Annotated in this window: 17 protein-coding genes and 1 CRISPR repeat array; of the genes, 2 read left to right on the top strand and 15 right to left on the bottom strand. The window is 48.9% G+C overall.

Annotated features, from left to right (window positions below; all coding sequences use genetic code 11):
* Window positions 1-70 precede the first annotated feature (70 nt).
* The 6 genes from V5J77_RS05250 to V5J77_RS05225 form a co-directional block, all read right to left on the bottom strand.
* Window positions 71-916, bottom strand: coding sequence for a DUF421 domain-containing protein (locus V5J77_RS05250; protein WP_338554739.1), 846 nt, complete (start codon window positions 914-916; stop codon window positions 71-73).
* A gap of 507 nt (window positions 917-1,423) precedes the next feature.
* Window positions 1,424-2,731 carry an arabinan endo-1,5-alpha-L-arabinosidase gene (locus V5J77_RS05245; protein ID WP_338556563.1) on the bottom strand — a complete coding sequence of 436 codons (1,308 nt, stop codon included), beginning with the start codon at window positions 2,729-2,731 and terminating at the stop codon, window positions 1,424-1,426.
* A 110-nt stretch (window positions 2,732-2,841) separates the two neighbouring features.
* On the bottom strand, window positions 2,842-3,684 hold the full coding sequence (locus V5J77_RS05240; protein ID WP_338554738.1) for a carbohydrate ABC transporter permease: 843 nt from the start codon (window positions 3,682-3,684) through the stop codon (window positions 2,842-2,844).
* Window positions 3,685-3,717: 33 nt separating this feature from the next.
* Window positions 3,718-4,608 carry a sugar ABC transporter permease gene (locus V5J77_RS05235; protein ID WP_338554737.1) on the bottom strand — a complete coding sequence of 297 codons (891 nt, stop codon included), beginning with the start codon at window positions 4,606-4,608 and terminating at the stop codon, window positions 3,718-3,720.
* Between the two features lie 203 nt (window positions 4,609-4,811).
* Window positions 4,812-6,161 (bottom strand): sugar ABC transporter substrate-binding protein, encoded by a 1,350-nt coding sequence (locus V5J77_RS05230; RefSeq protein ID WP_338554736.1) that lies wholly within the window; start codon window positions 6,159-6,161, stop codon window positions 4,812-4,814.
* A gap of 295 nt (window positions 6,162-6,456) precedes the next feature.
* Window positions 6,457-7,434: a family 43 glycosylhydrolase gene (locus V5J77_RS05225; protein ID WP_338554735.1), complete on the bottom strand. Its 978-nt coding sequence runs from the start codon at window positions 7,432-7,434 to the stop codon at window positions 6,457-6,459.
* Between the two features lie 204 nt (window positions 7,435-7,638).
* On the opposite strand from V5J77_RS05225, the gene V5J77_RS05220 reads away from it, so the two are divergent.
* Both V5J77_RS05220 and V5J77_RS05215 read left to right on the top strand, forming a co-directional pair.
* A complete protein-coding gene (locus V5J77_RS05220) occupies window positions 7,639-8,562 on the top strand; it encodes an ArsR family transcriptional regulator (protein WP_338554734.1) in 924 nt (307 codons plus the stop codon).
* Between the two features lie 501 nt (window positions 8,563-9,063).
* A complete protein-coding gene (locus V5J77_RS05215) occupies window positions 9,064-9,579 on the top strand; it encodes a GNAT family N-acetyltransferase (RefSeq protein ID WP_338554733.1) in 516 nt (171 codons plus the stop codon).
* Window positions 9,580-9,769: 190 nt separating this feature from the next.
* Here the strand turns inward: V5J77_RS05215 and V5J77_RS05210 are convergent, their stop codons facing one another.
* The 9 genes from V5J77_RS05210 to V5J77_RS05170 all read right to left on the bottom strand — a co-directional run bounded on the left by V5J77_RS05210 (window position 9,770) and on the right by V5J77_RS05170 (window position 24,039).
* Entirely contained in the window at window positions 9,770-10,411 is a 642-nt protein-coding gene (locus V5J77_RS05210) for a nitroreductase family protein (protein ID WP_338554731.1), read from the bottom strand.
* Window positions 10,412-10,767: 356 nt separating this feature from the next.
* A CRISPR array of direct repeats spans window positions 10,768-12,347; the repeat unit is 33 nt; unit sequence GTCGCACTCCGTATGGAGTGCGTGGATTGAAAC.
* 415 nt (window positions 12,348-12,762) lie between these two features.
* Window positions 12,763-13,956, bottom strand: a complete 1,194-nt coding sequence (locus V5J77_RS05205) for a crosslink repair DNA glycosylase YcaQ family protein (RefSeq protein ID WP_338554730.1) — start codon at window positions 13,954-13,956, stop codon at window positions 12,763-12,765.
* Between the two features lie 279 nt (window positions 13,957-14,235).
* The gene (locus tag V5J77_RS05200; RefSeq protein ID WP_338554729.1) at window positions 14,236-14,922 is read right to left on the bottom strand and encodes a DsbA family protein; all 687 of its coding nucleotides are present in this window, start codon (window positions 14,920-14,922) and stop codon (window positions 14,236-14,238) included.
* Window positions 14,923-15,174: 252 nt separating this feature from the next.
* Window positions 15,175-16,662 (bottom strand): nicotinate phosphoribosyltransferase, encoded by a 1,488-nt coding sequence (locus V5J77_RS05195; RefSeq protein WP_338554728.1) that lies wholly within the window; start codon window positions 16,660-16,662, stop codon window positions 15,175-15,177.
* Window position 16,663: 1 nt separating this feature from the next.
* The gene (locus tag V5J77_RS05190) at window positions 16,664-17,473 is read right to left on the bottom strand and encodes a ribose-phosphate pyrophosphokinase (RefSeq protein ID WP_338554727.1); all 810 of its coding nucleotides are present in this window, start codon (window positions 17,471-17,473) and stop codon (window positions 16,664-16,666) included.
* A gap of 20 nt (window positions 17,474-17,493) precedes the next feature.
* Window positions 17,494-18,258: an NUDIX domain-containing protein gene (locus tag V5J77_RS05185; protein WP_338554726.1), complete on the bottom strand. Its 765-nt coding sequence runs from the start codon at window positions 18,256-18,258 to the stop codon at window positions 17,494-17,496.
* A gap of 287 nt (window positions 18,259-18,545) precedes the next feature.
* Entirely contained in the window at window positions 18,546-19,034 is a 489-nt protein-coding gene (locus V5J77_RS05180; protein ID WP_338554725.1) for a hypothetical protein, read from the bottom strand.
* Window positions 19,035-19,040: 6 nt separating this feature from the next.
* Window positions 19,041-19,646 carry an AAA family ATPase gene (locus V5J77_RS05175; protein ID WP_338554724.1) on the bottom strand — a complete coding sequence of 202 codons (606 nt, stop codon included), beginning with the start codon at window positions 19,644-19,646 and terminating at the stop codon, window positions 19,041-19,043.
* 211 nt (window positions 19,647-19,857) lie between these two features.
* On the bottom strand, window positions 19,858-24,039 hold the full coding sequence (locus V5J77_RS05170) for an Ig-like domain-containing protein (RefSeq protein ID WP_338554723.1): 4,182 nt from the start codon (window positions 24,037-24,039) through the stop codon (window positions 19,858-19,860).
* Between the last annotated feature and the right edge of the window lie 24 nt (window positions 24,040-24,063).

The following is a 24,063-nucleotide window of genomic DNA, read 5'->3' as shown; positions in this document are numbered from 1 at the left end:
TTAAAGTAGATTGTCTGCTTTGAACAGACGATTTTACCGCATTGATGACTCTGCGTCATTAGCCGCCCGCCTATTTTTTATTAATTAGCGCTTGCAGCTTGTTTATCGCACTTTGATAGTCGGACCTGTCCTTCTCATCAAGAAACAGCTGATCTTGAAGCTGTAGTTGAGCCTCAAATTGCTTCATGATCTGAAGAAGCTGCGTTTTGGGATTTTTAGGCTTTGTCGGCTCAATTATTTTATTGCCCGTCTGAAGCATGAGACCTCCCTGATCGTCCACCTGGCCCAAAAAAATGTCCTTTACTTTTACTTGCTGCTCACGCAGCTTTTTGTTCAGCCAATTTTCATCAAGGCCTGCCTCGCGCAGCGCCTGTACGAGTACTTTTCCATCCATTATAATGGTTTTAGCTTCTGCCTGCTCCGGAACCTGAATGCCTAGCATTTCGGCGGTGAGCGGTTGCTGCTCCTTCTTCAGCAGCACATTGATCTCGCCGCTCTGCTCCATGATGGCAAACTCCACATCCGCTACTTGATAAACATCCTTTTTGCGCAGCTGCTCAAGCAGCTCGTCCAGAGTCATACGCTCCTTGGTTAAATTTCTCTCCAGCAGCTTTCCTTTTTTAATAAGCACCGTTCCTTGTCCATCTATAAAGTTGCGCAGCTTTTTGCTTTTCATCGTCGCGAACTCAAAGCCTACAGACACAATCACCCACACCGATAAAGCCACAATACCCAAATACCAGTCATTATCGAGATCAAGCGAAACATAAGAGGCGATATTGCCCATCGTAATGCCGGTAATATACTCAAATAACGACAGCTGCGAGATTTGGCGCTTGCCCAGCAGCTTCGTCATGCCAAATAATATGACGACCGAGGACAACGTTCGCAGCGTAATTTCCAACCAATCTTGCATATAAGATTCCGCCTCCTGCATTGATATGCTCTTGCACCTGTTAGAAGATGGATCATCCATCTTTACCAACAATAGAATATCCAGATGGGCAAAACTCATACATGCTCAGGTTTTTTTCATCTGCCCTTGCTATTCTTCCTTGCATGGGCTATAATGAACTTTGATGTGTTATATTTAACCCCCAAATATCCCTCCTAGAGATTCAATGTTTTCCACAGATTTTAATCTTCTTTTCTGGATTTTCTTTTCTGTTATTTCTGAATTCTCACGTTCGTGCTGTACGAGCTTTGATTCACACTGGCGCGGTCTAGGAGCCGCAAGGATGGAAGAGAGGTAGGGCTTCCGTTGTTTTGGAGTTAGGTTACGAAGCAAGATTATGCTGTCTTGCACAATTAACAAGGGATATAACGGCCATCTTGTTGCAGAAGGCCCGGTTAAATATACGATACACAAACAGCGGCACCTATTATTAGGGTGCCGCTATCCAATTTTATAGAGGTATTTTAGCTATTTGATCCTTTTGCCCCAGACAGCAAGCCCTTTGTCGTTCATGCCGGTAAATACGAGCGTAGGCTCGTTCAGCTCCCAGTCCCATGCTGGCAGTACCAGCACCGTCTCGACCGCCGCCTCCGTCTGATCCTCTTCTTGAAAGTACAAGCGCAGCGTATGCTCGCCGTCAAACTCCCAATAGTCGACTGCATCTTTTGCGTCTTTGGCGCCAATCTTTCCGTCTTTTCTCAGCTCTAGCCTATCCGAATCAATCGGCCCGTCTATATATTTCTCGTGTACAATGCGCTCCCATGCTCCCACCAGCGCAGCCTTAGGCAGCGTCTGTACCTGTTCCCCCGCGAAACGCTCCGGCGATACTACCGGCCAGCCGTCCCCAGTCCAAAGCAGCTTGCGTACATGCAGATACATCCAGTTCGAATCCTTCTCAGGACGAGCATGATGAACGATATAATCGCTGTCGCCATCCTGTAAAATCGAGTTATGGCCAGGTGCGATCCAGCCCTCTCCTTCCGCGAACCGATAGCCGCCCATCAGCTTATTGCCGACATCGAAGGTCGGATCATAGGCAGTATCGAGCAGATCCCGTCCGAGAGAATCCAGAAAAGGCCCTGTTATCGACGACGAGCGTCCTACTCGCACATTATAATCCTGACTGAGCGAATCGTAGGAAACGAACAAATAATATTGCTTCTGCTCCGCATTATAAATCATATAAGGACCTTCCACGGCACCCGATTCCAAGGCGGCACGAGCTGCAATTTTCGTCCCGAAGCCCTGCTCCTCAAGCTTGCCCGTAGCCGGATCAAGCGGAGATACATAAATTCCCCCGAAAAAAGAACCATACACAAACCAAGGCTTGCCATCGGCATCCTTTACGATGTTGGGGTCAATGGCATTCGGTTCATCACCTGATCCTGTCTTTATAACCTCTCCTTCGTCTGTCCACGGTCCTTCGAGCGAATCGCTTGTTGCCACACCAATAAACGAGCGATTCGAGCCGAAGGTTGACGCGGAATAATACAAGTAGAAGCGCTCGCCCAGCTTCGCAACCTCTGGCGCCCACATCCCTGTTGCTCCCGTCCAAGCCTCTGCTTGCGCTGGGACACCATCGAGCGCATAGCCTACCCATTCCCAGCTTATTAAGTCCTTCGATTTTCTGACCATGAGTCCCGGCTTTGCCGTCCCGCCAACCTTAACATCCGTCGAGAAAATATAATACGTATCCCCCTCCTTAATAATAGAAGGATCATGCACATTGCTTATATTCCAGCCCTGCTCATTGTCGATTGACGAGGTATCGTACATCGGGTAGCTAGGCGGCGCCTGCGGATATTTTATTGCCTCGCCGGAGCAGCCAGACAGCCATACTGCTGCAACTGCCGTAATCGTTAACAAATATCGTTTCATAGGCGCCTCTATCCTTTCACGCCAGAAATGGCAACCGATTCAATAATTTGCTTCTGGAACACGAGAAAAATAATAAGCATCGGCAGCAGCGCAACGAACGAGGCCGCCATAATAAGCGCATAGTCGGTCTGAATCGCATACGTCGCGTTAAAATTCGCAATAACGAGCTGAAGCGTCTGCTTCTCTGGCGAATTCAAATAAATAATGGGCGCCAAATAATCATTCCATACCGCCATAAACCATAAAATGAGCTGCGCCGCCACAGCTGGGCGGATAAGCGGGAAAATGATTTTGGAAAAAATGCCGAAGTACGAGCTTCCATCCACTTTCGCCGCTTCAATAATAGCGCTAGGCACGCTCGTCAAATACTGACGCAGAAAAAAAATCATCATTATATTGCCGAATAAACCAGGCACGATTAGCGGCTTCAGCGTATCGACCCAGCCAAATTCGGAGAATAAAATAAACTGCGGTATCATAACCGCCGGGTAAGGAATCATGAGGGCGGAAAGCAGCAGCAGAAAAATCATATTTTTGAAAGGAAACCGCAGCTTGGCAAAGGCGAACGCCGCCAGACTGGAGGTGAAGGTGCCGATAATCGTCACGCACACCGTAATGATCAGGCTGTTCTGGATGCCGCTGAGCAGCGGACCCTTCTCCCATATTTCAATATACTTCTCAAAATGGAACGTTTCCGGTATCCATACCGGAGGCAGCGCAAAAACCTCCGCCTTCGACTTGAAGGAGGTCGACAGCGTCCACAGCAGCGGGGCAATCATGAATACGCCGCCGATACTGATGACGATAAAAGCGAGCAAATCGGTAGGCTTAAATCTTTTTAAAGATAGCATAAGTCAGGCTTCACTCCTTTCCTGCAGGCAGGTTTATTCCATATCCTTCGAGGAACGTTCATTCAAGCGGAACTGCACGAGTGTAATAATGAAGATAAATAATCCCAGCAGCATCGCCATCCCCGAAGCATAGCCCATCTGCAGGTTCTCGAACGCTTTCTTCCATACGTAGAAAACGACCGTTGCGGAGCTGTATTCCGGCCCGCCCGTTGGCGTCATAATGTTAACCTCAGTAAAAATTTGCGCTCCCCCGATCATTTTCGTGACGACGATAAAAAACGTGACAGGCTTCACCATCGGAAACGTAATGTTCCAGAAAATTTTCCAGCTATTCGCTCCGTCCAGCGCCGCCGCTTCATAATAATCCTTCGGCACGCTTTGCAGCGCAGCCAAATAAAGCAGCATGGAGTAGCCGATATTTTTCCAAATCATCATTAGAATAAGTGCAGGCTTTACCGTGTATTTATCCGTGAGCCAATTCGGGCCCTCAAAGCCAAACAGCGCCAGAAACTGATTCACTAGTCCGTAGTCACCGTTATAAGCCCACTGCCACAAAATGGATACAGCCGCGAGTGAGGAAATCACCGGCACATAATAGATGACCCGGAACGTCGTCGTACCGAACATTTTTCGGTTCAGCCCCATCGCCAGCAGCAGCGCCAATGTAATTTCAATCGGAATGCCAATCATCATAAATATCGTATTAAAGCTCGCCTTATAAAAAAGCTCATCCGCGACAATATCCTTAAAATTGTCCAGACCGATAAACGTCATCTGCCCGAGCCCGTCCCAATCGGTGAATGAGCCATATAGGGTGTAAAGCAGCGGGTACAGCGTAAACAAGAGATAGCCAACAACAGGCGCCAGCACGAATAAATACCCGTAATAGCTTTCCTTTCGGTAAAGATGCGATCTTGCTTTCATGTTTCACCCCTCATAATGGCCGGTGGCGGAGAAGCAGGCACACCTGACGGCATTGCAGCTAGGCGACTAGGCAGCTAGGCAGCTAGGCGGCAAGGCGGCCGCCTTCTGCTGGAGACAAACAGCCTTGCTTCGCCCCAGCCATCCGTCCGTCCGTCCGCTCGCCCTCCCTCCTTCCGGTACTGAGATTAGCTTTACGCCTTCGCTTATTTCTTGGATTTTGCCTCCTGCTCAATCGCTTTATCAAGCAGCTTCTGCATCTTAGGCTGTTCCGCCTTTACATAATCCGCTGCTGTCAGCTTGCCATCAAGCACAGGCTGAATGTCGGTGAAAAATAACTGATACCATTCCGAGTTGTATGTCAACGTATTAGGAATCGGCTTGCCGTAATCCTCGACGATACGCAGGAATTCTGCTTTATTAGCAGGCTTCGTAGTCGTGTCGGCCGCCCATTTTTCCGCCATATCAATCAAATTCGGAATTTGCACCTTCGCATCGACGAGCTGCTGCATGCCTTCCGGCGATGCGGTCAAATACGTTACGAGCTCCGCTGCTTCTTCCGGGTTCTTCGAGCTGCTGGATACGCCGATGCCAAGCGAGCCAAGGAAGGTTGCCGATTTGCCTGTCGAGCCAGCGGGGTAAGGGATCAAATCGTAATCGAAAGGAAGCGTCTCATACGTCGCAAGATCCCAAGGGCCTACCGGGAAAAAAGCGAGCTCGCCCTTCATCCAGCGCTGATACGTATCAAGCGTCGCCGCATCCTCAATGGAAGGCGTGATTTTATGTACATTTTGCATATCGGCAAAATATTGCAGCGCCTCCGCAAACTTCGGATCGTCAATCGTCACCTTCGTATTCGTTGCATCCAGCCAGTCCGCGCCATTGCTCCAGACGAAGGCTTGCAGCGCCCAGTTGACATTAAAGCCCGTTCCATACTGGTCGATTTTGCCGTCGCCATTCGTATCCTTCACCAATTGCTGATTGACCTTAATGAATTCGTCCCAGGTGTACGGCTTTTCCTTATCAGGCAACGGGATTCCAGCCGCTGTGAACATATCTTTGTTGTAGCCTAGCGCAAACGGGCCGACGTCCTTCGGCAAACCATATATGCTGCCCTGGCCTACGTTATTGCCATCATAGCGGTAAATATCGACGCCGCGCTTCCATAGGTTATCGAAGTCGACATCCTTCACATATTCGCTAATATCCTTGAGCACTCCCGCATTTACATAAGCTCTTAAATCACCCGGCTCAAAATAAAACACATCCGGCACGCTTTTCCCTGTAATAGCCGCCTTAAGCTTCGTCGCGTACTGATCCCCCGTCGTCGTAATAATCTTCACCTTAACGTCAGGATGATCCGCTTCAAATTTTTTGACCGTTGCTTCGTATGCTTTCTGCTCCTCTGGTCCGCCGCGGAACATGAAGCTAATTTGCTTCGTGCCTCCCTGCCCAGCCTCGGAGCTTCCGTCTGTTGGCGAATTACTGCTGCATCCTGCAACAACTCCCCCTATCACAAGCGTCGCTGCCATTGCTGCAAGTAAACTTTTTTTCATCCTCAAGCCCTCCTCCTCAAATTGAAACCGCATACATATTTCAAAAAAGTTGACGTGCATCATGCTGGTATAAGTACTGGCTTACGCTACACATCTGATTTCAAGCCAATTGCCCCTTCAACCGTCGTATGACGCCGTATGATTGCATATCGCCTAACAAACATTGATAATAATTTTATTAATTATTAATGTTTTTATTATTAAAAATAATAATTCAAAGCGCTTACATTGTCAACTATATTTGTTAGATTTCTGGAACTTACTTGCATAGCTAAGCTCTGCGTAGCTCTTCTCCTTACTTGCCGTCTCGCACCGGAACGCCAAAGCTAGGTTTGCCATCCGCCGTCCAGCCAAATACTTGCGCTCTTGTGTGGCGGTTCGGATCATAAAGCGGATCACCTGTAATCTCTTTATAATTGCGGGCATGGTAAATTAAAATATCCTGCTTGCCATCCGGCGATACCGTGAAGCTGTTGTGGCCAGGGCCATATTGTCCATTTTCCTCGCTCGTTGCAAATACAGGCTCCGGCTCCTTGCTCCATGAAGCTGGATCAAGCAAATCACTGTCCTCCGAAGCGCTCAGAAGTCCAATGCAATAATGATGATTCGTCGCGCTCGCCGAATAACTAATAAATATCGTGCCGCCACGCTTCAGCACTGCTGCTCCTTCGTTGACGTAAAAGCCGATTTTCTCCCATTCGTATTCGGGCTGGGCAATCATAATCTGCTTGCCGCTCATCGTCCATGGGTTGCTCATTGCCGCTATGTACAAGTTGGAGTTGCCTGCTAGTGCCAAATCCTTCTGCGCCCACACGAGATATTGAGTCCCCTTATGCTCGAAGCTTGTCGCATCCAGAGCAAACGACTCCCAATTGGCAATAAGCTGCCCTTTTTCCACCCAATGCCCTTCGAGCGGATTAGCGGATTCATTTTCCAATACGAACATGCGATGGTCGAACAATCCTTCTACCGTCTCCGTCGTCCGAGCCGCCGCGAAGTAGATGTACCATTTGCCCTGAACAAAGTGCAGCTCCGGCGCCCAAATGTTCGCGCTCATCGGCCCTTCTGCATATTTTCTCCAGACGATAACAGGCTCTGCTTCCCCCAGCTGCTGGATCGTGCGCGCTCTTCTAAGCTCAATACGGTCGTATTCAGGAACGGACCCTGTGAAATAGTAGTAGCCGTCGGAATGGAGATATACCCATGGGTCCGCACGCTGCGGTATAATAGGATTGACGAAAGGTTGCTCAACTTGAATCTGCTGCTTCAGCACAATCAAAACCCCTTTATTAATTATTCATAAATGTATTATTTACTTTCTTCGATGTTAATATATCAACAGTTTTATGTGACTGTCAACCTGATTATGCCTGTTCAAAGGCGTTTCCTTGTCTGTTTAAAGCAAATCATGTATCATTGGTGTCAATCAGTGTTATTCACATATTTATTAATATTTCAATATCCGGAGGACGCCACGTTGAAAATAGAACTTTCCGAACAATATTTGCCTGTATTCGAGGCTATGTCCAGCAACGTCCGCATCCAAATCATTCACCTGCTGTCGCAAAAATCAATGAATATCCGCGAGCTTGCCGAGGCGCTCGGACTTAGCAGCGCCATTATGACGATGCACGTCAAGAAGCTGGAGAAAGCAAACATCATTCACTCGGAAATGACACCCGGCAAAGGTGGAGCGGCCCAGAAGGTTTGCTCGCTCAGCATTGATAATTTGGAGATCATGTTCCCGATCAAGGATGTCATTCCGCGTGAGGTGCGCCGGACCGATATTTCGATTGGCCATTTTACCGATTTGGACATTTCGCCAACCTGCGGCATTTGTACGCGTGACTCCATCATTGGCATATTCGACGATCCCAGACATTTCCTTGATCCCGAGCGGCTGAATGCGAAGATTTTGTGGTTTGGGCAAGGGTATATCGAATACAAGATGCCAAACTACATGCTGGGGAGCGAAAACCCGGAGCAGCTCGAAATTTCGATGGAAATTTCCTCGGAGGCCCCTTTTACGAACAACAATTGGCCTTCGGACATCAGCTTCTTTTTCAACGGCATAAAGGTGGGCATGTGGACGAGTCCCGGGGACTTTGGCGGCAAAGGCAAGCTCAATCCGCCGTGGTGGTTCGAAAGCGTTAATCAGCATGGGCTGCTCAAGCATTTGATCGTGAAGAAGGAAGGCACCTTCATGGATGGCATCAAGCTGTCCGAGGTGACGATTGACGATATTGATATTCGCAGCAACCAATGGACCTTCCGCATCGCCGTTGAGGAAAATGCCGAGCATATCGGCGGTGTCACGCTGTTCGGCTCCGGCTTCGGCAACCATAATCAGGACCTGGTGTTCCGCCTGTATTATACGAAGCAGCCGCACGTCCAAACATAGACCCAAAGCTAAAACCAGCGGATGCGCTAGAGTGGCGGGATCGCTAGATCGCCAGGGGCGTCAGAAGCGCAAATGCGTCAGGTGCGCTAGTGCGTCAGATGCGTTAGTGCGTCAGGTGCGCTAGTGCGTCAGGTGCGTTTTGGTGGACACAGCGGGCGTTATTTTAGTAGAAACACGGGTTTAGGCAATGGCTGCGGACCCAGAAGTCGCTATTACCCTGTAAATGTCCATTTTTTCGGGATAATGAGGGGGATAGCGTCTTTCCTGTCCGCTTACCACCTAAAATCGGTCCAAAAGCCGGAATAGCGGAGCCTCAGTCCCCGAAAAAAGCGTGAGCTTCACGAACTGTGAGGTCTGGATGTTAGAAGAAAATAAAGTTGTAGACTCAGAAATTAAAGTAATAGACCGTAAAATGGTGCTCGTTGGTTAAGCTAACGGGCAGGATAGGCATTTTTTGAAAGGCTATTAAGGCTATTGATACACTAGAAAGGTGCGAAATTTATGATAGAAACAAAACGTCTTATAATTAGAGAAATGGTGCAGTCCGATTACGATGCATTGTGCGGCATATTGTGTGATGAGGAAGTTATGCGTGCTGCTTATGAAAGTGCATTTAACTTAGAAGAAGCACAAAATTGGCTTAATAGACATCTCAAAAGATATGAAGAATATGGTTTTGGACTTTGGGCAGTTGTATTAAAAGAAACAAACGAAATGATTGGTCAATGCGGCTTGACCATGCAAGGCTGGAGAGAACAAGAAATTTTGGAAATAGGATTTTTGTTTCAAAAAGCGTATTGGCACAAAGGTTACGCAACAGAAGCGGCAATTGCTTGCAAGGAATACGCTTTCTCAGTTCTTAATGCAAATAGCGTTTATTCTATTATTAGGGACACAAATATAGCCTCGCAAAAAGTTGCTGTTCGAAACGGTATGAATATTATTGATAAGGATACGAAGAATTTTAGAAATATAGATATGGAATTTTTCCTGTATTCTGTAGAGCGAACTGTTTGAAATTGACGGAGAACGTTAGTTCAACAAAGTGGCGGCAGTCTAGTCGTTTATTTTCTTTGGACACTGGGCTAATTGCAGGCTGCGTTTTGCATACCACCCTATTGCAACGGCACGTAACACGCAAAAAAGCCGCATCCTTAGAAGGAGGCAGCTTTTTCGTATGGATAGGAATGGCTATCATTTAATGATTTCAGTGAGCATCAGGGGAATGAAAAGCATTCATATTCACATATTGATTAACGGGCTTGCGGTAGCCGCGCGGGCGTTCTTTATTTGGATCGCTTTTGCCCAGCGTTATCAGCATAACCGGCACATAACGCTCGGGGATTTCGAACAGCTCCTGCAACTTATCCGCGTCAAAACCGATCATTGGGCATGTGTCCCAGCCCATATCCTTCGCGATCAGCATAAGCTGCATCGCTGACAGGCTCGCATTGCGAATCGCATCGTCCCGCTGGAACAGCTCGCCACGCGATTCGTAAAACTGGATCACGTTTTCATTTTCCTGATCGTAATCGAGCTTGCTCATCATACCCAGCGCGAGCATGCCTGCGTTCAGTTCGCCCACATTCAGATGCGCTTTCGTATCGCCAAGCACAATAATGGCTGCTGAGGCATTTTTTACTTTATATTGCTTGGAAGCCGCATAGATTTTTTCTTTGCTTTCCTCGGATGTCGCCACGATGTAGTGGCTGTGCTGCAAATTAAAGGCGGAAGGAACGAAGCGGTTTAATGAAAAAAGCTGCTGAAGCTCCTCCTCCGAAATCGCTACATTTTCCACAAAATTCACGGCCGAACGACGTTTTTCGATAATCGTTTTAAGTTCTCCCATGTTCAAACGCTCCCTCTGAAAAATCATTTTATGTAAAGTGGCTTAAAAGCTTGCTTCTATATTTGTAATTATAATATATCTACTTTAATTTTGTAAGTAGTTTTCAAAAAATATTTTTGTGATTATTTTTACGGATACGATAACGTGCGTAGGTAAGAAATTTCTCTGCTTTTATGGTGCGAATGTGAAGCTCCCATGAAATCCCTGGGGGATTCGCACCTCAGTTTTTGTCGAACCTTGACGAAAATGAGCAACTCCGCAAAAAGTCAAGCTTACTCTTATCTTTTTTCGATATTATTTCGTTGAAAATAGCGCCAATTCATGCCATGATGGGATTAATTAATACTGTTTTTGCTGTCGCACTCCGTATGGAGTGCGTGGATTGAAACAACAACCAGCGTAACTAAATCAAGTCCACCTGCCGTCGCACTCCGTATGGAGTGCGTGGATTGAAACACGTATTCGCAGTGGTCTGATGCTGCTAATGCTGCGTCGCACTCCGTATGGAGTGCGTGGATTGAAACGATGTGTTTTTCTCGCCTGCAGCAAGAAGTAAAGTCGCACTCCGTATGGAGTGCGTGGATTGAAACATATGTTCACGCCTACGTAGAAGGTACCTTGGACGGTCGCACTCCGTATGGAGTGCGTGGATTGAAACATACAGAAGCAATTAATTGTCCATATTGCGGAGGTCGCACTCCGTATGGAGTGCGTGGATTGAAACACAGTTAATCAATATGATGGCGTCCCGATGATTTGTCGCACTCCGTATGGAGTGCGTGGATTGAAACTCAGAAACGCGTTTTTGTCATTAAGCGGGGATCAAGTCGCACTCCGTATGGAGTGCGTGGATTGAAACCCTCAAGCGGAAGCAAAATAAGTGCAGCGATAGCGTCGCACTCCGTATGGAGTGCGTGGATTGAAACCTTTATCTCGCAATTTTTCTTCTAACCCAATAGGTCGCACTCCGTATGGAGTGCGTGGATTGAAACAATTACTACTGCTGCACGAACGCCTGTTGTATTGGTCGCACTCCGTATGGAGTGCGTGGAGTGAAACAATCTTCGCTGGCTGGCTGGATGCTGCTGTATATCGGTCGCACTCCGTATGGAGTGCGTGGATTGAAACGGCCAGTTTGATTCGTCCCAAATATCGTCATCTTGTCGCACTCCGTATGGAGTGCGTGGATTGAAACCGGATCATGATTTATTAGTCGGAGGTTTTCCTTGGTCGCACTCCGTATGGAGTGCGTAGATTGAAACTTATCCAATACCTGAAGCATAGAAATCGCTCCTTGTCGCACTCCGTATGGAGTGCGTGGATTGAAACCGAAATTGCGACCGCAGCAACGCAGTCAATATTGTCGCACTCCGTATGGAGTGCGTGGATTGAAACACCCAGCCTGCAATCCCCCAGAAGATACGCCATGCAGTCGCACTCCGTATGGAGTGCGTGGATTGAAACGGGGAAAGCATCCGACCGCGAGCGAAAGAGCTTTACGTCGCACTCCATATGGGGTGTGTGGATTGAAACTCGGCACTCTTGTACAACGAATGAACGCGGTCAGGGTCGCACTCCGTATGGGGTGCGTGGATTGAAACTGCATCGTGTTCAGCGCGTGTCGCTGCGAGTGGTAGTCGCACTCCGTATGGAGTGCGTGGATTGAAACGCCAGCCCTGCAAACCATATTGAACGATGGACGCGTCGCACTCCGTATGGAGTGCGTGGATTGAAACTCAATAATCAAGGCGGGGATACCGTCGCGGCCATGTCGCACTCCGTATGGAGTGCGTGGATTGAAACACGCTGGCGCCACGCTTCGCACTTTTTGGCGATGGTCGCACTCCGTATGGGGTGCGTGGATTGAAACTCAAGTTGCTTGAGCCAACGCTGATCAACAGCGGTCGCACTCCGTATGGGGTGTGTGAAATGAAACCCAAAATTTGCGTCATAGGTTAGTACGCCTTCATCGTCGCAATCCTTGTCGAAAGGTTAGCAAGGCATGAAGTTTTGATATAGGAAACATTCGAAGCCGTCTGGCACTTAGGCATCTTACGCTCTGAATGATTGAACAGTAAGACATAAATAAATAGAGGGGCAAAGGCCCCTCTAGGCCCCTCTGCCCCTCTTTACTATTTCCGCCAAAACATTTCAAATGTCAGCTACGTATATTTAAATCAAAGAACACAAATCAACAGATAGACGATGAACGGGAGTCCGCACCTGACTGGACAGCTGGTAAAGAAATGAAGACCTTGGCACCTCGGATACAAGTTTCTAACAAGACCTTCCATGTTTAGCTCGCTCGGACGCATAGAAAGCATTCGGGGTATTGCCTGATTCTGAAAATATTAGCTCATAGACTCTGCCGAAATCGTCTCGCAGCCGTTGAATACTGCAAAATTTTGAAAGCACTGCTTTAAGGCTGCTCGCAATTGCTTTGTTGGCTTTATGCCGTTCTCATACCAAATGTTTTTAACAACGAGCGTCCCGGATTTTCGCTCTGCGATTATCTCAGCTCGTCCGATGAGACTTTCTCCGTATAATATAGGCAACACATAATAACCGAATTTCCGTTTGATTGCTGGCGTGTAAATTTCCCATGTGTAATCAAATCCAAACAATTCGTTGATCAGTTTTCTGTCCCATATGAAATTATCTAGTGGGGCAATCAGCTCGCAGCGCCATTTCGGTGTCGGATTTTGCAGGACGGCTTCAATAAGCGTCAAGTCCTCCGCACGGCAGTACAGTATATCCTTCATCTGTTCCACGACAACAGCTATAATGCGGGCTTCCTGCAACAGTTGTCGGAAAACCTCGTTGCGCTGCTCCGATTTCAATCCCCATATGTTCAGCCAAGCATCAGAAGCTCGGTTCCATAAAAGTCCAACAGCGCCGATGCGACGCAGTACCCGCCACTTATGATGCTCAAGCTCGCCTTCTATCGGCTCTGGCGCATTCAGCAAGCTTGGCTGTATGTACTTCTGCGCGAGATCGTAATACTTGCGTGTTCCTTTTTTATGATGGATAATCAATTCTCCTGTCGAATACATCTGCTCCAGCACCGACCGCGATACATTGTTTCCGCTGCTCCAGTGGATCACCGATTGCCAAGAGAAATTCCCATCCAATTTTAAATCGTTCGAACTTAGCGCACCGTGCTTTTGCATATAAACTCGTACTTGCTCTGTCAACGCTTCCATTTCGGGATAGTGCTTGGCATGCTGCCGGGCAGCATGTCTGTACCGTTCAAAATACGGCCAGTCCTCAACAGGGATAATAGCCAGATTTTTATCCGGATAATCAATCAGTAATCTATCTTTATACAGCAGCTCGTCGAGTATATCCTTGGAAAATGGTTTGATGCGCGACTGAAGCACCAATTCGGCGTTTTTTCCACAAACATCAATGGGATCAAATTGAATACAGCTCACCTGACGCACAAAATCCAATACGCCCTGCTTTCCGGTAAATTGATGTTCACCCAACAGCCCGTGCTTCAGTAACAGAAATTGCCGTGCCTGACGGTTTGTCAATTGGATCATGTATACGTCAGCTCCTTAATGAAACAAACGGGATTCGCTTGCCCTATTCTAATAGTCTAATCATCGAAAATAGCTCTTTTTCAACGATTTCACCCACACCTAATCCCTCTATCCATCAAAAAAGAACAAGTGTTCTTATTTGATTTTACCACTACCTCAAGTATGAAAACAAGTGCTAATGAGAAACAAGGACTCACGAGGCTTTACTTCGTAATGAATTAAGAGAATTCGGGCTGTCTGGTTTTCCATTAGGTAAATTTGGCTTTCAAGCACTATGCTTTATTCCGCCTCGCTCAGCTCCTGTTCAATGACAGCTCGGATGGCCTCGTAATCGAACGGATTCCCTATTCTCTTATTGTTAATCATAATGGTAGGCGTCTGCAAAATATTAAAATCCTTCACGAGCTGCTGATCCTGATCGACGCGTCCCTGCACTTCCTCCGAGCTCAGCAGAGCCTTGAACTGGTCTTTATCCAGCCCTGGAACAGCCCCCTCCGCCACCTGCATCAGCTTCTCTACCGTAATCCAAAGTCCATCATGGTCTGCATCCGGCTGCTCCGCAAACAAGGCTTCATGGAAATGCCAGAAATCATCCGGGTTCGATTCGAGCACCGCTTCTCCAGCCAAAGCGCCTAAAGCAGATTCTGCCCCATGAAATAAAACATTCACATACGAGAACGAGGCTTGCTTCGTATCGACATAATCCTTTTTCAATTGCGGCCAAATCTGGGAGCCCCATGCCTTGCAGGACGGGCACTTGTAGTCTCCGAACTCTACGATAGACACCTTGGCGGCTTTATCCCCCAATGTAGGCTGACTTGATATAGGCGGAGCTACTGCTGTTTCCTGCTCGATGCCTGTCCGGCTTTTGGAAATCTCATTAATGGCGAACAGCGCAATAAACACAACGACAATGACTAAGGTATACCAAACTAATGTCCTTGATTTCGCATTTTTCTTTTTCACTTTGACTATGCCCCCCGTATAATTCATAATAATTGCAGCGCTTCACACGAAAGCTTCTATTTCCCATCTAAGAGAAGTAATCTCACCTCACCTTAACATATGAGCAATTATTCATCAATCATCTACCCCCTCATTACTGACGTCAAAAAGCCCCGCGTCTAATTTAGATGCGAGGCATTAATATTCCACTTTTCAAAAAAATTAACTATCACAAATGTGTATGACCACCGCTTGCTCGATCCGTCACCGTTCCTACAAGCTTCCCAGCAAATTCGCCCGCACGCCTGCCAGCTTCTGCTCACGTACCAGCTTGCCATTTTCAAAAATCGTCTTTAGCACGTCCTCCTGCTTTCTTGCCTCATACTCTTGAACGCTCAAATCGTCCGTCAGTGTCAGCACGCCGTCCTGCTCGGTTACAAGCACGAGTCCGGTCTGCGATTTTTTCACTTTGCCGATATCGGTTGCCGGGTCTTTGAAAATTTTGCGTTCCTCGCCGTTAATGATCGTAAACGTCGATTTCAGCGCAAAGCCGAACGTATCGCGCGTATTGTATTGGTACGTAAACGAGCCGATGCCAAATACCATATTTGTCGAAGCAAAGCCCTTCTCCGCCAGCTTCTCGCAAATTTCACGGCAGCGGCTAATCGTAATCGCATCTCCATATATCGCGCCAATGTGGCTGTCGAGCTGCTTATAGCCCTTCTCGGTCACGCTGCCGCCGAAAATATCCCACAAAATTTCAATAACGCCCTTCCGTGCCAGCGGATGCTGCGAATCGGGATCACCGCAAATGATTTTGACCGGGTCGCCACTGTCTGGACGAATAACAACCTTGCCGTCGCGGGCGAGAATATCCTCCTTCAGCTCTCTGACCACCACATCGAGCACGCTCCATAGATCCCACGTATCCGAGACAATCGAGACGAAGCCTTTCGGGTATACCTCATTGATTAGATAACGGTACGAAGCCATCTCATCAGTGCCATGGGCGCACATGACGCTGTGCTCGGTCGCTGGAATCGAGGTGCCCACCAGCTCTTTTTCCATATCCGCGCCATAAAATTGCTCGAGATACAAAATCGCCGGAACCGTATCCGTTCCCGTAAACAACAGCAAATGCCCCGCGCCGCTGCCCTTCGCCGCTTCCAGCGAGCTCATGCCCCGCATCGAAAAATCATGCCCCTGAAAAGGCACGCCCGACGTATCGCCATTCGTCAGCAATGCGTATTGCTCCAAAATTTTGCGGTATTCAAAAGCAATCGTCGCGCTCGTCGTCGGCATCCACAGCTGGCACGACATGAGCGTCTCCAAATAATTGGTCACCCAGAAAAAATCGGGATGCGTATTTTCAATCGTCAGCATCGGTACCTTAACCGGAACGATTAAGCCCTCCTCCACCGCCTTAATGCGAATCGGCAAGTAGCCGAGCTCATGCAGCGCAGCGATGTGCGAGGCATCTGGATTAGCGTCACCGAGGGCAAATTTCAGCACGCGGCTATACTCCTCCACAACCTCTTCCTTCGTTCTTGCAAAAAAATGCTCATTGAAATAGTCGATCAAATATTCCTTAATGAAGGCTTGAAAACCAAAGGCGACCACTTCCTCGACGCCTTCCAGTCGGCTAGTGCGGGCGGTCCAGGTCGAGTAGACAAGCTCCGTCCCTTTCGGATACTGGTTTTTGTGGCTGATTTTATAAAAATCACATAGCAGTGTCGCTGGGTAAGCTGTCTTCGTCGTCATTTTAAATCTCTCCCCATTCAAAAAGTTGAATTTTCTCATGTCCCGCTTCATTCAGCATCGTATTGGTTGTAAACACTTTATCAATAAGCGGCGATTCGAGCAGCTTGCCCTTATGAATCGAAGGCTCACAATGCCCTACCAGCAAATAAATTTCCGCCGCGCCCAAGCCTTTGAGCTTCTCTGCACTGCGCATAAACGTTCCCCCGTAGGAGCAAAGATCATCGACGATAATCGCCTTAAAGCCTTCTCTCGCAACCTCGCCTACTACATCTAACCGTTCAATTTCGCCCGTTTGAAAATTCCGCGCCTTAAAGCCAACCAGCTCATTATAGCCACGAACTTTGCTATAGCGCTTCTGCGCCCCGGCATCGGGGAAAAATAAATAGTCCGCCGCACGGTCAAAGCCCGTTGCCTCAACCACTTGCTCCAGCAGCTCAATCGTCGGATACCTGGCTGAGCAATGGTTAAGCAGCGCAAGCGTCACATCCGAGTGCGGCTCCAGCACCGTAACCTGTTCAAATGCCAAGGCATTGATCAAGTCACTCACATATTTCAAAGTAAAAACAGAGCTTCCCTCGATCCGGTCCATCCGGCTGTAAGGCATATAAGCAATCGTCAAGCTCGTCTGCACCTTGCGACTGTCCAAATATTGCTTCACGAACATCAGCTTAATCAAGTCGCTGTCATTCTCATATTTAAATGCAAGCGTATTCTGCTCGGCCATAAGCGCCGTAATCGCCTCACCATCCACAAGCGTTTCTCCGTTGGGAAAAGTCTTGAATACCAGCTCCGTGCCATTTAGCTTGATCATCTTATTCACTCTCCTCGCTGCTAGCTATAAATCGACAGCTGCGGCTCTAACCCCGTAAACCGATACAGCTGAGCCGGTCGCTGCGAATACTGATTGGAGGACTTTAACGCTCCCGTCGCGTCCACAGCCTTCTCAATAATCCCGCTGCGGCTTTGCGTCGATGTAATTTTCCGAATAAAATTTTGCTCCGCAAAATCCGGCACGACCGCTTGAATGACCTGATACAGCTCGGCAATCGTAAATTCATCCGGCAAAAAAGCTTTCGCAATCGTCGTCGTCAGCATCTTCCGTTGAATTTGGAGCAGCGCATCCTCGATCATAGTCCGATGGTCGAAGGCGAGTTGGAGCTTCAAAGCCTCAGCTACCGGGAACAGCTGTACTTCCGAGGCATCGACCGCCGCCTGCCGATTCGCAAGCTGCTGCTCACCGACGAGTGCCAGAAACGCATGTGATATCATCCAGCCACGCGGATCACGTCCGGGCCCACTATATACATTAAAATATTCGAGATGAACCTCGCTAACCTGCGTTTCCTCCAGCAGCTCGCGTCTGGCGCATTCCTGCACCGTCTCGGTTTCCAATGTAAAGCCGCCTGGCAGCGCCCATTGCCCCTCGAAGGGCCAAATGTTACGCTTGATCAGCAGCACCTGCAGCTCATGCTGCGGCAATGCTTTCTTAACCTTGCTGCGCTCGGTTGAAACAATCGTAAAGATCACGATGTCCGTTGGCGCTCCATCCGGCGTTCGGTAATGCTCCGCCGAATAATTAGATTCATTTTCGATCAATTACTTCACTTCCTGTTACCAATTAATTTTCCTTTTGATATTATCATTATGACATTATTAAATTATTTGTCAAGCCTTTTGAATAGGACAGGTTAACGTTTGCTGATCGAATGCTATGCAAATAGCGGGAGCCGCTTCTTTTCAAGAGCAGCTCCCGCTTTTATATTCTCCCTCGCTTCACCCTCTAAAGCTGCGGATCAACCGAATCCGCCTCCATGGATAAAGCGGCAAGCACACATGCTTACTTAGGCCAATTGTTAAGGCATGGCAGCCTGTTCATATTAATGCTAACTACTGCTGTTCTGGCGCTTTCTAATTTCATTTACGCCCACAATGACCGCAATCAGCTCATAATCTCCCAGCAGGCGGGTTTCATTCCACATGCAATAAACGCCGCTTTGCATCCAGCCGCTCGTCTGAGCGAAGCTCGCAATCAGCTCCTCGCGGCGGTTCATAATTATATACTCCTTGGAAAAGGCTTGCGACTCAATTAAATAACAACCACGCCCGCCCGCATCATATTCGAATCGTCTATTCATGAAGCTCATCCTTGGGCGCAGTACACCGAGCAGAACACCGCAGCTGTCGCTTACTTCCCATTTCATCAAGAAAAAATGAATTTTCGCTTGGCACATTTTCATTTCATTGGCGTCATAAACTTCCACTGAAGTGCCAAACGCACCTTTCGGAATAATCAAGCCCGCAGACTGCCCCGCCTCATTCATAATGCTTGTACTGCCGGAATTGAGGAAGCTTTCTCTGAAATATAAGGACATGCAGCCTCACTCCCCTTCTGCGATATCATCACCATATACGAAGTGCTCCAGCAGCAGCATCTTCTCCTCATTCAGCTCCCCTGAGTTATCAAAATCAAGCACCGAGGCGGCTGGAATCGGCCAGTTCAGCTTGCGCGGCCCCAGTGAACGGCTGAAGTCTTCCCAATTGCTTAGCTTCCATTCATCAAGCTCAAGACCCCGTTCCTGTATCCGGCTGCGATGCAGCTCCTGATCCCGCAGGGAGACGAGCACCACCCGCACAGCTACATCACGCAGGCTTGCACCGATAGCCGACAGCTCCTGCTCGATCCACAGCGGATCGGCCGTTTCCTTCGTGAAGGGGCCGATGACGAGCGCGTCGGTACCAATCGCTACATTTTCCAATGCCGCATCCATCGTAATCCGGTAGCCGAGATCGCGGCAGCGCACCTTATACAGCTCCGAATCCCGATCCTTCGGATCAAGCCCCGATGCTGTCATAATCGCTTCGGCAGCAGGACGCAGCAGCGTATCCATATCAAAAATCGCAGCCCCCTTGCGCCGTGCGAGCGCCTTGGCCAGCGTCGTCTTGCCCGCTCCCGCCCCGCCTAGAAAAAATACTAATTTACGCAAATGACTCGCCCCCACACTTTAATAATCAAAACCCGCTTACATGAACGTTTGAACATGTTGTCAACTCTATGTATCTACTATAAACGATTTTCTAGCTTGCCTGTCAAAAATAAACCGCTCAGCAGCTGTTATCCCAGCCACCCTCATACGCAAAAACCTCCAAAGCTGCGCGAATATGCAGCCTTGAAGGTTTTTGTGCTTGGAATCTCGTTTACTTCGAATTTCCGAGGTCAATAAGCTCTGCCTTGATCAGCATACGCTGAACAATAACTGCCGTTTCCGCTCTCGTGATGTTGCTTGTCGGCTTCAAGCCAGCATCTCGGCCTTGAACCAAGCCGCTGTTTATTGTCGCAGCTACAGCCTGCTTCGCCCAAGCATCTACAGCCGTACCATCTGTAAACGAAGCAAGTGCAGACGCCACCTCAGCTTCGCTCACAGCCGTGTTCAAGCCTGTAAGCTTCATCGCCCTCTCAAGCATAACCATCGCTTCTTGGCGTGTAATTGTTTTGTTCGGGCGGAATGCGCCGTCTTCATAGCCTTTAATAATACCGTATTCCTGTGCTTTAGCTACTGCGCCCATGTACCAGCTGCCAGACGACACATCATTGAAGCTCGTTGTTTTTCCGTTTTCGGCAAGTCCCAGCGCCCGAACGATAATCGCCGAGAACTCCGAGCGCGTAATGGCGGCATTCGGATTATAGTGCGTATCGTCGATGCCTTTCACAATAATACGCGAGCCCATATCGTTTACCGCATCTTTGGACCAATGTCCTTCCACATCTGCGAACGTAAGAGGATTCCAGATCAAAGTATATATGCTGTTCGTCAAACTGCTGACGACTGCATAATAATTTTTATCATGCTGTGTTACGTATGTCGGCACATGATAGACCGTTCCGTCCTCCAGAAGCACGGTTGCCGTTGTAATTTTGCTCAGGTCTGTTCCAGCTGGCAGCGGGATTTCCCGTTGCACATACGAGCTGAACTTGTCTACGACTACAGTTTTTCCATTGTAGGAGGCGGTCACTGTAAAATCAACTGGCGGCAGCACTACGCTGAACCCGTCTTTACCCGCCGTATTTTTAACCAGCTCGATGCTTGCATCATTGCTCTTCGCGATATCCACTCGCACAACGATATCCGTCAGCTTCACTTGAACGCCAAGCTGTGAGGACAGGCTGTCGATGGAAATTTCCGATGCAGGCAGCTTGTAATTTCCGTTAGCCGTCCGAACTTCCAGAATGGCCTGATTGTTCTCCATCGCTTTCACCGCATCCCCAGTCAATACTGTGGAAACTTTATCCGAGCTTACGCCCTCAACAGGAATAATGATGGTCGAATTACCGCCCTCCTTGGCGAGCTGTGCTGTCAGCTTGTTCGTATCCACCGTTGCTGTCAGCGTACTTTTCCCATCCTGCTTTGTTGTGTTTCCAGTAGCAATCTGATCGTACTCCTTGCCATTCACAATGACTCGGAAACCTTCAAGCGCCACTTGTCCTCCATTTGCAGAAGGAGCGGACGAGCCAGACGAGCCATTGCTGCCGCTGGACGAATCACCGCCCGACCCTTGTGAGCCTGTTCTCGGCGTCGCACTCGCTTCATTGGAATAGCCGCCTGTTCCTTCTTCATTATTCGCTGTAACGATAAAGTAGTAGGTTGTTCCATTAGTCAGTCCCGTTACGGTAAAATTCTCGCTGCTTACAACTGCAATTGGAGTTGGAACAGTCCCGTAATTACCAGCCATTGGTGACACATATATACTATAAGAAACCGCTCCTGGTGCCCCGGTCCAGCTCAGCGTCACCGTTCCATTGCCAGCAGCTCCAGTCAGTGCAGTTGGCGCTGGGGCTCCAGACGCATTCACCCTCACCGTACTCGTTGCTGCCTTGCCGCCATCTTCCGTCGTTCCAGTTATCGTTACCGTTCCGGCTGTAAGCGGCGTAACTACTCCGTCCTCGTCCACCGTCGCTACCGTTGGATCGCTGCTCGTCCACGTTACCTTCTTATTCGTTGCATTGCTTGGCGACACACCCGCTGTCACTGTTCCTGGGCTGCCTCCAGCTGTAAGGGTAATCGCCGCTGGGCTCACCGTCACTCCTGTCACCGCCACGTCCGTCTCATTGACCGTAACGATGCTCGTTGCTGTTTTGCCGCCGTCTTCCGTCGTTCCAGTTATCGTTACCGTGCCTGCTGTAAGCGGCGTAACTACTCCGTCCTCGTCCACCGTCGCTACCGACGGATCACTGCTCGTCCACGTTACCTTCTTATTCGTTGCATTGCTTGGCGACACACCCGCTGTCACTGTTCCTGGGCTGCCTCCAGCTGTAAGGGTAATCGCCGCTGGACTCACCGTCACTCCTGTCACCGCCACGTCCGTCTCATTGACCGTAACGATGCTCGTTGCTGTTTTGCCGCCGTCTTCCGTCGTTCCAGTTATCGTTACCGTGCCTGCTGTAAGCGGCGTAACCACTCCGTCCTCGTCCACCGTCGCTACCGACGGATCACTGCTCGTCCACGTTACCTTCTTATTCGTCGCGTTGCTTGGCGATACGCCCGCCGTCACCGTTCCCGCGTTGCCTCCAGCCGTCAGCGTCAGCGTCGCAGGACTCACCGTTACTCCCGTCACAAGCACGTCCGTTTCATTTATCGTCACCGTGCTCGTTGCTGTCTTGCCTCCGTCTTCCGTCGTTCCGGTTATCGTTACGGTGCCCGCTGTAAGCGGCGTAACCACTCCATCCTCATCCACTGTCGCTACCGACGGATCACTGCTCGTCCACGTTACCTTCTTATTCGTTGCATTGCTTGGCGATACGACCGCTGTCACCGTGCCCGCGTTGCCTCCAGCCGTAAGCGTCAGCGTCGCAGGACTCACCGTTACTCCCGTCACAAGCACGTCCGCTTCATTTATCGTTACCGAGCTTGTTGCCATCTGGCCTCCATCTTCAGTTGTTGCCGTAATGGTCACGGTGCCCGCTGTAAGCGGCGTAACCACTCCATCCTCGTCCACTGTCGCTACCGATGGATCACTGCTTGTCCACGTTACCTTCTTATTCGTTGCATTGCTTGGCGATACGACCGCTGTCACCGTACCCGCGTTGCCTCCAGCCGTAAGCGTCAGCGTCGCCGGGCTCACCGTCACTCCCGTAACGGGCACCGTCACTCCTCCAAGCTTGACCACTTGATCAGCTGTCCCAGGCACCATCCAGATGCTCCGCCCATCAAAAACGCCGCCGGAAAAAGGCCCCATGCCTATCGTCGTCGTACTCGGCCAATTGTCGAAAGCCGTCATTTCTCCCGTGTCTTTATCCATCTTTACAAGCTGATCCGAAGATATTCTAGGCAGCATCCAAATATTCTGACCGTCAAAGACACCGGTAAAATATTGGCTCCCACTAGCTATGCTGCTTGGCCAATTGTCATACCCTGTCATTACTCCCGTGTCTTTATCAATCTTGATAACTCTGTCTGCTCCCAAAGGGGTGAGCCAGATGTTCTGACCGTCAAAAATACCGCCGGAAAAGCCGCTAGGATTAATATAATCTTTCGTATAGCCACTTGGCCAATCGCTGTAGCTCGTCATCTCTCCGGTATCTTTGTCAATTTTGACTATACGATCTACTCCGCCAGGAACCATCCAAATGCTCTGGCCATCAAAGATGCCCCCGTTAAAGTTTCCAGTGACTAGGAAACCGCCATTAGGTACTGTCACACCCTGGCTTGTAAGTTGAACATCGCTTGGCCAGTCGTTATAGCCGGTCATTACCCCTGTATCCTTGTTGATTTTAATGACATAATTCGACCCATAAGGAACCATCCAGATGTTCTGGCCGTCAAAGACACCGCCAGAGAAGTTCGCCATGGGTGTATAAAAAGGATTTGGATTTGTCGCAGTGCTTGGCAATGTGAAGCCGCTTGGCCAGTCATTATAACCGGTCATTACCCCTGTATCCTTATCCACCTTGATCACCCGATCCGCCCCATAAGGAATCATCCAGATGCTCTGGCCATCAAAGACACCGCTAAGGAAATCCGGCTTCGAGCTGCCTCTAACAAACCCGTCAGGCCATGCTGTGTAGCCAGCCATCGCTCCAGTATCCTTATCTATCTTAATCAAGCCTGCCGCTCTGCCAGGAAGCATCCAAATGCTCTCTCCATCAAAAATGCCGCTCGAAAAATCGTTGTTTTGTGTAAAGCCGGCAGGCCAGTCGCTATATCCCTCCATTTCGAATGTATCTCCAATCGGGGATGCAGCAATCGTCCCGCTGTAGCTTGTACCGTTCTGATTATAAATCGGCGCAGGCCCGGCAAATGCCGTTATTGAAAATAAATTGGACACAATCAATAGCCACGCTGTACAGATCAACAGCATTTTTTTCTTCTTCCGTGTGTTCATTCGTGTACTCATCCTCCCGCATAT

Origin of the sequence: Paenibacillus sp. KS-LC4 (assembly GCF_036894955.1) — a bacterium.
Classification (GTDB): domain Bacteria; phylum Bacillota; class Bacilli; order Paenibacillales; family Paenibacillaceae; genus Pristimantibacillus.
The sequence above is the reverse complement of the archived record's forward strand: the minus strand, read 5'-3'. Positions and strand labels throughout refer to the sequence as shown.